Here is an 11,747-nt window from a genome sequence, read left to right as displayed (position 1 = left end):
AAATTCAGGCGCTTACCATTTCTGCCGTTGGTAGCCGTCATGCGCCTGAAGTTGCTCACCAATCTCAATACGCTGCTGCTGGTCGCCGTGTGCCTCGCACTCGGCGCCACGCTGTGGTGGTCGCAAAAAGCCCTCGAACGCCCGTACCTGTTGATGGAACGCTATCTGGGGTTGTCGCAGCAATTTCAGAACGAGGTCGCACGCAACGTCGAGGATTACCTCGCCAGCGGCGATGCCCTGCGCCTGAGCAGCGCCAGCCAGTCCATCGAAGCGTTGCAGAAAGACCTCAGTGCATTGCCGCCCGCGCTGGCCGACACCCTGCGCCCGAGCCTGACGAGCCTGGATGAATTCAGCAAAACCGACCTGCTCGCGGCCGGCAAACTGGCCGGTGATCCGCAAGCCTTGCTGTTGCAGGCCGAGCGCGAATTGAGCGCCAGTCTCGATCAGCTCAGCACCTACGCCAGCGGCAACGCGGCTTATATGACGCCGCTGCTTGTCGCCTCTCAGCACTTGGGCAAACTGTCGCTGGCGCGAGACAAATTGGTCAGCAGCGGACGCAGTGAACTGGCCGCCGACGTCGAGCGAGAGGTCAGCAATATTCGCGCACAGGCGCAGGTGATCGATGCCCTGCCCTTGCTTGGCGTGGTTGCCAGCAGCGAGTCGGGCAGTGATGATTTCGCCGCAATGATGGGTATCGAGAACACCGAAAAAACCGCCGCCGAAGATGCCGGTGTCAGCTTCAAACGCGAACTGAACAGTCTGCTCGGGCGCTACCCGGCGGAGCTGGCACGCACTCGCGATCAGATCCAGAAACGCGCAGACCTCAGCACAGCGACTCACCAGAAAATCGCCGCCGTGCAGCAGGCCATCGCCGGTCTTGAGCCGGTGGTACGCGCCCAGCACGGGCAGATTCAAGGCGAAGTACGCCTGATACAGGGCGTGATGATCGGTCTGATTCTGCTGATTGCGCTGCTCATCGACACCCTGCAGCGCCGACTCTCGCGCACCCTGACCAACCTCGCGCCGGCCCTGTCGACCTGGGCCGAAGGCGACTTCAGCTGCGATATTCATTTGGGCAAAACCAATCGTGAATTGCACGACATCGAAGCCTCGTTGAACCGCTTGCGCGCCTATCTGGTCGATCTGGTCGGGACCATTCGTGGCAATGCCGAACAAGTCGCGGGCAGCAGTCGCACCCTGGCCGAACTGAGCAACGACTTGCACAGCGGCGCCGAACATCAGGCCGGCGACACCGCGCTGATCCGCGATTCCCTCGGCGAACTGGAAGCGACCATTCAGCAAGTGGCCGGCGATGCGCAGCAGGCTGCCGACGCCAGCCGTCATGCAGGTTTGGCCGTTGAGCACGGCCAGACCGTGATCGGCCAAAGCTTGACCGGGCTGCACGCGTTGGTCGGCGAAGTTCAGGGCAACGCGCAGATGATCGAACATCTGGCCGAAGAGTCGGCAACCATTGGCGGTGTGTTGACGGTGATTCGCTCGATTGCCGACCAGACCAACCTGCTGGCCCTGAACGCGGCGATTGAAGCGGCCCGCGCCGGGGAAATGGGTCGTGGTTTTGCTGTGGTCGCTGAGGAAGTGCGTTCGCTGGCGCAGCGGACTGCCGGGGCGACGGCGGAGATTCAAACGTTGATTGCCGGCCTGCAAACCGCCGCCCGGCAATCCGTCGAAGGCATGCGCGCGCAGGTTGAACATGCCGAAGCGACAGCCAATCAGGCACAAGCGGCGGATGGCGCGCTGGATAAAATTGTCGGCGCGATCCAGACCATTTCCGACACGGCGATCCGCATCGCCGACGTGACGGCACAGCAGAGCGGCGCGGTCAGCGAGATTCGCGATCACAGCGAGCGAATTCATCAGTTGGGTGGGGATAACCTGGTGAGGATCGGTCGAGGGCGTGAACAAGGTGAGAATCTGCTGGCATTGGGCGGGCAATTGCATACCGCCGTTCAGGCCTTTCGCGTCTGATAGACCGCTATCGCGAGCAGGCTCACTCCTACAAGGGAACGCATTCCAACTGTAGGAGTGAGCCTGCTCGCGATTGCGTCATTCGTATCACCACATATCTTGCGGAATGACCGGATCAAATCACTTGGTCAAATATTTCACGCAAACATCGCCCATCGTGCTGGCTATTGCATAGAACTGGACAGTCACAAAGTCTTTGCGGCATAGTCGCCGGGTTCTGAACATTGCTCACCCATAACAAGGACAACGCAGATGGCAACCCTACTGGTGCTGCACGGCCCCAACCTGAACCTGCTCGGCACCCGCGAACCCGGTACTTATGGTTCAACGACCCTGGCGCAGATCAATCAGGATCTGGAACGTCGCGCCCGTGAAGCCGGCCATCATCTGCTGTATCTGCAAAGCAATGCCGAGTACGAATTGATCGACCGCATCCACGCCGCACGTGGCGAAGGCGTCGATTTCATTCTGATCAATCCAGCAGCTTTTACGCACACAAGCGTCGCATTACGTGACGCGTTGCTGGGAGTGAGCATCCCATTCATCGAAGTGCATTTGTCCAACGTGCACAAACGTGAACCTTTCCGCCATCACTCTTACTTCTCCGACGTAGCGGTGGGAGTGATCTGCGGCCTTGGCGCCAGCGGTTACCGACTGGCCCTGGAGGCTGCGCTAGAACAGCTTGAAACACAGGCAACGACTTGATTTACAAGCGTTAAACGCCCCTGACCGACCCTTGGGAGTTGATGATTCATGGATATCCGTAAAGTTAAGAAATTGATCGAATTGCTGGAAGAGTCCGGCATCGACGAGCTCGAGATCAAGGAAGGCGAAGAGTCCGTACGCATCAGCCGTCACAGCAAGACCCCGGCTCAGCAGTACTACGCGCCGGCTCCGATGCAAGCACCGGCCGCTGCGCCTGTTGCTGCTCCGGTTGCTGCTGCAGCCCCGGCTGCCGCTGCTGCTCCAGTGCTGAACGGCACCGTAGCCCGTTCGCCGATGGTCGGCACGTTCTACCGTAAATCTTCGCCAGCCTCGCCAGCCTTCGTTGAAGTCGGCCAGACCGTGAAGAAAGGCGACACTCTGTGCATCGTCGAAGCCATGAAGATGATGAACCACATCGAAGCTGAAACCAGCGGTGTGATCGAGTCCATCCTCGTCGAAGACGGCCAGCCGGTTGAGTACGACCAACCGCTGTTCACCATCGTTTGAACTGCGGAGAGCCTTTGATGACTGCGAAGTTGGAAAAAGTTCTGATCGCTAACCGCGGTGAGATCGCCCTGCGGATTCTGCGTGCCTGCAAAGAGATGGGCATCAAGACCGTCGCCGTTTACTCCAAGGCCGACAAAGAGCTGATGCACCTGGGTCTGGCAGACGAATCCGTCTGCATCGGCCCGGCGTCTGCCGCTCAGTCCTACCTGCACATCCCGGCCATCATCGCTGCTGCTGAAGTGACTGGCGCCACCGCCATCCACCCAGGCTACGGTTTCCTCGCGGAAAACGCCGATTTTGCCGAGCAGGTCGAGAACTCCGGCTTCGCTTTCATCGGCCCGAAAGCCGACACCATTCGCCTGATGGGCGACAAGGTATCGGCCAAGCACGCGATGATCGAAGCGGGCGTACCGACCGTTCCAGGTTCCGACGGCCCACTGCCGGAAGACGAAGAAACGGCATTGCGCATCGGTCGTGAAGTCGGCTACCCGGTGATCATCAAAGCCGCTGGCGGCGGTGGTGGTCGCGGCATGCGCGTGGTGCACAAGGAAGAAGACCTGATCGCCTTCGCCAAACTGACCCGCACCGAAGCTGGCGCGGCGTTCGGCAACCCGATGGTGTATCTGGAAAAATTCCTGACCAACCCGCGTCACGTCGAAGTGCAGGTTCTGTCCGACGGTCAGGGCCACGCCATCCATCTGGGCGACCGCGATTGCTCGCTGCAACGTCGTCACCAGAAGGTTCTCGAAGAAGCGCCGGCACCGGGCATCGACGAGAAAGCGCGTCAGGAAGTCCTGGCTCGTTGCGTCAAGGCGTGCATCGACATCGGTTACCGCGGCGCGGGCACTTTCGAGTTCCTGTACGAGAACGGTCGTTTCTACTTCATCGAAATGAACACCCGTGTTCAGGTGGAGCACCCGGTTTCGGAAATGGTCACCGGTATCGACATCGTCAAGGAGATGCTCAGCATCGCCGCTGGCAACAAGCTGTCGTTCACGCAGGATGACGTGGTGATCCGCGGTCACTCGCTGGAATGCCGGATCAACGCTGAAGACCCGAAAACCTTCATGCCGAGCCCGGGTACGGTCAAGCATTTCCACGCGCCAGGCGGCAACGGCGTTCGCGTCGATTCGCACCTGTACAGCGGTTATGCCGTTCCGCCGAACTACGACTCGCTGATCGGCAAGCTGATCACTTACGGCGCGACCCGCGACGAAGCCATGGCACGCATGCGCAATGCCTTGGACGAAATCGTGGTTGACGGGATCAAGACCAACATCCCGCTGCACCGTGATCTGGTTCGTGACGAAGGCTTCTGCAAGGGCGGTGTGAACATTCACTACCTCGAGCACAAGCTGGCTGGCGAGAAGCACTAAGCTTCAGCCCGCACCAGACAAAGCCGCCTTCGGGCGGCTTTGTTGTTTCTGCAGTAAAGAAAATCAAAAGATCGCAGCCTTCGGCAGCTCCTACAGGGGATCGCATTTCAGTGTAGGAGCTGCCGAAGGCTGCGATCTTTTGATCTTCAACCATGTTCGTGTTCTGCCGCGCGCTCGCGTAAACTTGCGCGCTTCTCGCAGGCCGCTAGGCTGCAATCAATATTTTTTCAAAGGTGCCCGCCATGCCTTGGCTGCAAGTACGTCTCGCCATCAGCCCGGAACAAGCCGAAACCTACGAAGACGCTTTCCTTGAAGTGGGCGCCGTGTCGGTGACCTTCATGGACGCCGAAGATCAGCCGATCTTCGAACCGGAACTCAACACCACGCCGCTGTGGGCGCACACCCATTTGCTGGCGCTGTTCGAAGGCGGCACTGAACCGGCACCGGTTCTGGCCCACCTGGAACTGCTGACCGGCAGCCCGCTGCCCGAGCATCACAGCGAAGTCATCGAAGATCAGGATTGGGAACGCAGCTGGATGGACGGTTTTGAACCGATGCGTTTCGGTCAGCGCTTGTGGATCGTGCCGAGCTGGCACGCCGCGCCTGAGCCTGATGCAGTCAATCTGCTGCTGGATCCGGGCCTGGCCTTTGGCACCGGCACGCACCCGACTACCGCGTTGTGCCTGGAATGGCTCGACGGCCAAGACCTGAAAGACTGCAACGTGCTGGATTTCGGCTGCGGCTCGGGGATTCTCGCGATTGCCGCCCTGCTGCTCGGCGCCAAAGAAGCCGTCGGCACCGACATCGACGTGCAGGCGCTGGAAGCCTCGCGCGACAACGCCGGGCGCAACAACATCGCCGACGAGCTGTTCCCGCTGTACCTGCCGGAAGATCTGCCGCAGGTCCAAGCCGACGTGCTGGTCGCCAACATTCTGGCCGGCCCGCTGGTTTCGCTGGCGCCGCAACTGTCCGGGCTGGTCAAGTCCGGCGGGCGTCTGGCGCTGTCGGGCATTCTTGCCGAGCAAGGTGATGAAGTCGCCGCCGCTTACGCGCAGGACTTCGATCTCGATCCGATCGCCAATCGCGATGGCTGGGTGCGCATCACCGGCCGTCGGCGCTAATATGTCCGCCTGCATAATCCGGATCGCCGCATGACCGACAGCTTCGTCACCCAGTGCCCGCATTGCCAAACCAGTTTCCGTGTCAGCCATGCTCAATTGAGCGTGGCCCGCGGGGTGGTTCGCTGCGGCTCCTGCCTGCAAGTGTTCAACGCGGCCAAACAGCTGCTGGAACAACACGCCGGCAAGGACGCGGTGACGCCGGTTGCGCCATCGATTGTTGAGCCACTACCGATCATCGAGGCTGCTCCCGTTATCGAGCCGCCGCCCGTCGTCGAACCAGCTGTGCCGCGCGCCATCAGCCAAAAGCAATGGAGCGCCTCGGAGCTGGACCTCGACAGTCTTGATCTGGACGAGGAACTCGCTCGCCTCGAACAACGGGAAATCCAGCCGACCACCGAATTCGGTCGTCAACGCGAAGATTCCCTGAGCGCACGCCGCGACAGCCCGGAGCCGGACGAAACCGTCTGGCGCGACAGCCTGTTCAGCGAACGCGCCGATGAGCACACGGCCAAGCCCGAGGCAGACGAGCCAGAAGTCGCCGACATCGAACCGGTCAAATCCGAGCGCACCGAACCCTCGCTTTCGCTGGAACCGGTGGATCTGGATGACGAGCCGGCCATTCCGCAACTGCGCCTGCACGACCCGATCGACCCGAACGCTCGCCGCGAACGCTTTGCGGCCAGCGACGAAAGTGATGACGACGCTCTCCCGTCGATCGCGCCGCTGCGTAAAAAACGCGAACGCGCAGAAACCAGCGTGCGGGCCGAAGCGCTTCGGGATCTGACTGACGATCCACTGCAACTTGATTGGCAGAAGCGTCGCTCCCCTTGGGGTCGACGCCTGCTTTGGCTGTTGCTGGTACTCATCGCCGCCGCCGGTCTGGGAGGCCAATATGTTGCCTATCATTTCGAGGAACTGGCGCGCCAGGATCAATACCGGCCCTGGTTCCAGCAACTTTGCCCGCAGATCGGCTGCACAGTGCCGTCCAAGGTCGACATCGCGCGGATCAAGAGCAGCAATCTGGTCGTGCGCAGTCACCCTGAATTCAGCGGTGCGCTGGTGGTCGATGCGATCATTTATAACCGTGCGACGTTCTCCCAGCCGTTTCCCTTGCTGGAACTGCGCTTTGCCGACCTCAACGGCCACTTGATCGCCAGTCGTCGCTTCAAACCCGGCGAATACCTCAATGGCGATCTTGAAGGCATGGCGGAAATGCCGCCGCAGACGCCGATCCACATCGCGCTGGATATCCTCGATCCAGGCCCGAAAGCGGTGAATTACAGCCTGAGTTTTCATTCGCCCGAGTGAATCGCTTCACCGTTTCCCGATTGACGGCAGATTTCTGACTGCACGTGGTGCAACCAAACCACTGGCAATAACAGAATAACTGTTCAGATTTTGTTCAATTCAGCCTTTATCCAGTCATCGAGAGCGGGTATCATGCCAACCCTTTTTCGAACTCTCATGATCCGGCCCCACTTCAGGGAAGTCCTATGTCGGCGGTACGCATCGGCCCATATACATTGCAGAACGGCTTGATCCTCGCCCCGATGGCGGGCGTCACCGATCAGCCCTTTCGTCAGCTGTGCAAGCGTTTGGGCGCAGGGCTCGTAGTCTCGGAAATGGTCACCAGCGACATGAGCTTGTGGAACACCCGCAAGTCGCGCCTGCGCATGATCCACGAAGGCGATCCCGAGCCGCGCTCGGTACAGATTGCCGGTGGCGATGCACAGATGCTCGCGGATGCGGCCCGGGCCAACGTTGAGTTCGGCGCACAGATTATTGATATCAACATGGGTTGCCCGGCGAAGAAGGTCTGTAACAAGGCTGCCGGCTCCGCGTTGTTGAAGGACGAAGCACTGGTCACCGAGATCCTGCACGCCGTCGTGGCGGCAGTTGATGTGCCGGTGACCCTGAAGATCCGCACCGGTTGGGATCGCGACAACAAGAACGGGCTGACCGTGGCGAAGATCGCCGAGCAGGCCGGGATCACCGCGCTGGCAGTGCATGGCCGCACTCGCGCCGATCTGTACAAGGGCGAAGCCGAGTACGACACGATTGCCGCGATCAAGCAGGCGGTGTCGATTCCGGTGTTTGCCAATGGCGATATCGATTCGCCAGAGAAGGCCCGTTACGTGCTCGACGCGACCGGTGCCGATGGCCTGTTGGTAGGCCGCGCCGCCCAAGGGCGGCCATGGATTTTTCGCGAGATCGATCATTACCTGCGCACAGGCGAGAAATTGCCGGCACCGGAACTGATCGAGGTGGAACACATTCTGCTAGAGCATCTGGCTGCACTTCACGCTTTCTATGGGGACGTGATGGGCGTGCGCATTGCTCGAAAGCATGTGGGCTGGTATCTCGCAACCTTGCCGGGCGCCAAGGAGTTTCGCGCCCACTTCAATCGTTTGGATGGTACGGAAACACAATGCGCCAACGTTCGGGAGTTCTTCGCCGAGCGTTACAAGAGCCTGACAGGGGACGAAGAAGGGGTGGCCGCATGACGATGATGACCGAGACTTTAGTGAGTGGAACAGCACCCGTGAGCGACAACGTGAATTTGAAACAGCACCTCAATACCCCGAGCGAAGAAGGTCAGACCCTTCGCGGGAGTGTCGAGAAGGCGCTGCACAATTATTTCGCCCACCTTGAGGGCGCGTCCGTCACGGATGTGTACAACCTGGTGCTCTCCGAAGTCGAGGCTCCCCTGCTCGAAAGCGTGATGAACTACGTCAAGGGCAACCAGACCAAGGCCAGTGAGCTGCTGGGACTTAACCGCGGCACGCTGCGCAAGAAACTCAAGCAGTACGATCTGCTGTAAGCATTCAATCAAACCAGAAAGGCGCCCGCGTAAAAAACGGTCGCCTTTTTTGCTGACTTCCTTTGCTTTTGATGGAAATTGAGATGACCGACCAGACTACCCGCCTGCCGATCCGCCGCGCCTTGATCAGCGTTTCCGACAAGACCGGGATCCTCGAATTCGCCAAGGAGCTTGAAGCTCTGGGCGTCGAGATCCTCTCCACCGGCGGGACGTTCAAGCTGCTGCGCGACAACGGTGTTGCCGCAGTGGAAGTCGCGGATTACACCGGTTTCGCCGAAATGATGGACGGTCGGGTGAAAACCCTGCACCCGAAAATCCACGGCGGCATCCTCGGTCGTCGCGGTACCGACGACGCGATCATGAGCGAGCACGGCATCAAGCCGATCGATCTGGTTGCCGTCAACCTCTACCCGTTCGAAGCCACCATCAACAAGCCAGGCTGCGACCTGCCGACCGCCATCGAAAACATCGATATCGGCGGCCCGACCATGGTCCGTTCAGCAGCGAAAAACCATAAAGACGTAGCGATCGTGGTGAATGCCGGCGATTACGCCAGCGTCCTCGAAGGCCTGAAAGCCGGCGGCCTGACCTACGCTCAGCGCTTCGACCTGATGCTCAAGGCGTTCGAACACACTGCGGCCTACGACGGCATGATCGCCAACTACATGGGCACCGTGAATCAGACTGCCGAGACCCTGAGCACTGAAGGCCGCAGCGAATTCCCGCGCACCTTCAACAGCCAGTTCATCAAGGCTCAGGAAATGCGCTACGGCGAGAACCCGCACCAGAGTGCAGCGTTCTACGTGGAAGCCAAGCCTGCCGAAGTCGGCATCGCCACCGCGACCCAACTGCAAGGCAAAGAGCTGTCGTACAACAATGTGGCCGATACCGACGCCGCGCTGGAATGCGTGAAGAGCTTCGTCAAGCCAGCCTGCGTCATCGTCAAGCACGCCAACCCGTGCGGCGTGGCTGTAAGTCCGGACGCTGAAGGCGGCATTCGTCAGGCGTACGAACTGGCTTACGCCACCGACACCGAGTCGGCGTTCGGCGGCATTATCGCCTTCAACCGTGAACTGGATGCCGAGACCGCCAAAGCGATCGTCGAGCGCCAGTTCGTTGAAGTGATCATCGCTCCAAGCGTCAGCGAAGAAGCCCGCGCGATTGTTGCGGCGAAAGCCAACGTGCGCCTGCTGGCCTGCGGCGAGTGGTCGGCTGACCGCGCTGCTGCGTGGGACTACAAGCGCGTCAACGGCGGTCTGCTGGTACAGAGCCGTGACATCGGCATGATCAGCGCCGATGACCTGAAAGTCGTGACCAAGCGCGCCCCGACCGAACAGGAAATCCACGACCTGATCTTCGCCTGGAAAGTCGCCAAGTACGTTAAGTCCAACGCCATCGTCTACGCCAAGAACCGTCAGACCATCGGTGTCGGCGCTGGCCAGATGAGCCGCGTAAACTCGGCGCGTATTGCCGCGATCAAGGCTGAGCACGCCGGTCTGCAAGTTGCAGGTTCGGTGATGGCCTCGGACGCGTTCTTCCCATTCCGCGACGGTCTGGATAACGCGGCCAAGGTCGGTATCACCGCAGTGATCCAGCCGGGCGGCTCGATGCGTGATGCTGAAGTGATTGCTGCAGCCGACGAAGCCGGCATCGCCATGGTCTTCACTGGCATGCGCCACTTCCGCCACTAATCACACGATCCACTGTGGGAGCTGGCTTGCCAGCGATAGCATCTCCTCGGTCCAACTGATGAACCGAGTCGCCTGCATCGCTGGCAAGCCAGCTCCCACAGAAAAGCGCCCTGCGGCGCTCAACAGAATTAGCGTCATCCGAGGTTTTTGAAATGAATGTTTTGATCATTGGCAGCGGTGGCCGTGAACACGCCCTGGCCTGGAAAGTGGCTCAGGATCCGCGCGTACAGAAGGTGTTCGTCGCTCCGGGCAACGCTGGCACCGCCATCGAAGCCAAGTGCGAGAACGTCGCCATCGACGTGCTGGCTCTTGAGCAACTGGCCGACTTCGCCGAGAAAAACGTTTCCCTGACCATCGTCGGCCCGGAAGTGCCGCTGGTGGCTGGCGTCGTCGACCTGTTCCGCACCCGTGGCCTGGATTGCTTCGGTCCGACCGCCGGTGCTGCGCAGCTGGAAGGCTCGAAAGCCTTCACCAAGGATTTCCTCGCGCGCCACAAGATTCCGACCGCCGACTACCAGAACTTCACCGAGATCGAGCCGGCCCTGGCTTATCTGCGTGAGAAGGGCGCTCCGATCGTGATCAAGGCCGATGGCTTGGCCGCCGGTAAAGGCGTGATCGTTGCCATGACCCTGGCTGAAGCCGAAGACGCCGTACGCGACATGCTCGCCGGCAACTCTTTCGGTGACGCTGGGTCGCGCGTAGTGATCGAAGAGTTCCTCGACGGCGAAGAAGCGTCGTTCATCGTTATGGTCGACGGCAAGAATGTGCTGCCGATGGCCACCAGCCAGGACCACAAACGTGTTGGCGACGGCGACAGCGGCCCGAACACTGGCGGCATGGGTGCTTACTCCCCTGCCCCGGTGGTCACCGCCGACGTACACAAGCGCGTGATGGATCTGGTGATCTGGCCGACCGTGCGCGGCATGGCCGAAGAAGGCAACGTCTACACCGGTTTCCTCTACGCCGGTCTGATGATCGACAAGGCCGGTAACCCTAAGGTTATCGAATTCAACTGCCGCTTCGGCGATCCGGAAACCCAACCGGTGATGCTGCGTCTGCAGTCGAGCCTGGTGCTGTTGGTTGAAGCTGCTCTGGCGCAGGCGCTGGACAAGGTCGAAGCGCAGTGGGATCCACGCCCGAGCGTCGGCATCGTGCTGGCCGCTGGCGGTTACCCGGGCGACTACGCCAAAGGCGCGGCGATCAACGGTCTGGACGCGGCAGCGAAGCTGGAAGGCAAAGTCTTCCACGCCGGTACTGCGCTGCAAGATGGCCAGGTCGTCACTGCCGGTGGTCGCGTACTCTGCGCCACTGCAATGGGCGCAAGCGTCGGTGAAGCTCAGCAGCAAGCGTACAAGCTGGCGGCGGCCATCGACTGGGAAGGCAGCTTCTACCGCAAGGACATTGGCTACCGCGCCATTGCCCGTGAACGTGGCGAAACCCAGGAATAAGCTGTGCATCAAGTCCGGCGAGGGATACCCTTCCTCGCCGGGCTGTTCCGCCGCCGCGCATCGTTATATTCTGGCATCAACCTACGAAGGGA

10 protein-coding genes are annotated in these 11,747 nt (G+C 60.5%); all 10 read left to right on the top strand.

The features are described 5' to 3' along the window. The first annotated feature begins 39 nt into the window (after positions 1-39). On the top strand, positions 40-1,986 hold the full coding sequence (locus tag AC3Y64_RS03165; RefSeq protein WP_489986415.1) for a methyl-accepting chemotaxis protein: 1,947 nt from the start codon (positions 40-42) through the stop codon (positions 1,984-1,986). A 252-nt stretch (positions 1,987-2,238) separates the two neighbouring features. After that, positions 2,239-2,691 carry a type II 3-dehydroquinate dehydratase gene (aroQ, locus tag AC3Y64_RS03160; protein ID WP_007914604.1) on the top strand — a complete coding sequence of 151 codons (453 nt, stop codon included), beginning with the start codon at positions 2,239-2,241 and terminating at the stop codon, positions 2,689-2,691. Positions 2,692-2,739: 48 nt separating this feature from the next. Continuing rightward, on the top strand, positions 2,740-3,198 hold the full coding sequence (accB, locus tag AC3Y64_RS03155; RefSeq protein WP_158960838.1) for an acetyl-CoA carboxylase biotin carboxyl carrier protein: 459 nt from the start codon (positions 2,740-2,742) through the stop codon (positions 3,196-3,198). 17 nt (positions 3,199-3,215) lie between these two features. After that, on the top strand, positions 3,216-4,574 hold the full coding sequence (accC, locus tag AC3Y64_RS03150; protein ID WP_064388761.1) for an acetyl-CoA carboxylase biotin carboxylase subunit: 1,359 nt from the start codon (positions 3,216-3,218) through the stop codon (positions 4,572-4,574). Positions 4,575-4,816: 242 nt separating this feature from the next. Then, entirely contained in the window at positions 4,817-5,695 is an 879-nt protein-coding gene (prmA, locus tag AC3Y64_RS03145; RefSeq protein ID WP_007914600.1) for a 50S ribosomal protein L11 methyltransferase, read from the top strand. A 30-nt stretch (positions 5,696-5,725) separates the two neighbouring features. After that, on the top strand, positions 5,726-7,003 hold the full coding sequence (locus AC3Y64_RS03140) for a DUF3426 domain-containing protein (protein WP_489986414.1): 1,278 nt from the start codon (positions 5,726-5,728) through the stop codon (positions 7,001-7,003). 185 nt (positions 7,004-7,188) lie between these two features. Beyond that, positions 7,189-8,199: a tRNA dihydrouridine synthase DusB gene (gene dusB / locus AC3Y64_RS03135; protein ID WP_489986413.1), complete on the top strand. Its 1,011-nt coding sequence runs from the start codon at positions 7,189-7,191 to the stop codon at positions 8,197-8,199. Next, the gene (gene fis, locus AC3Y64_RS03130) at positions 8,196-8,516 is read left to right on the top strand and encodes a DNA-binding transcriptional regulator Fis (RefSeq protein ID WP_003221275.1); all 321 of its coding nucleotides are present in this window, start codon (positions 8,196-8,198) and stop codon (positions 8,514-8,516) included. The genes dusB and fis overlap by 4 nt, the downstream gene beginning before the upstream one ends. 83 nt (positions 8,517-8,599) lie before the next feature. Further along, positions 8,600-10,207: a bifunctional phosphoribosylaminoimidazolecarboxamide formyltransferase/IMP cyclohydrolase gene (gene purH, locus AC3Y64_RS03125; protein ID WP_489986412.1), complete on the top strand. Its 1,608-nt coding sequence runs from the start codon at positions 8,600-8,602 to the stop codon at positions 10,205-10,207. Positions 10,208-10,359: 152 nt separating this feature from the next. Then, a complete protein-coding gene (purD, locus tag AC3Y64_RS03120; protein ID WP_489986411.1) occupies positions 10,360-11,655 on the top strand; it encodes a phosphoribosylamine--glycine ligase in 1,296 nt (431 codons plus the stop codon). The last annotated feature ends 92 nt before the right edge of the window (positions 11,656-11,747 follow it).

This window comes from Pseudomonas sp. 4CAES_32.4 (assembly GCF_058136335.1).
Note: the sequence above shows the minus strand (reverse complement) of the source record. Positions and strands in the feature narration are given on the sequence as shown.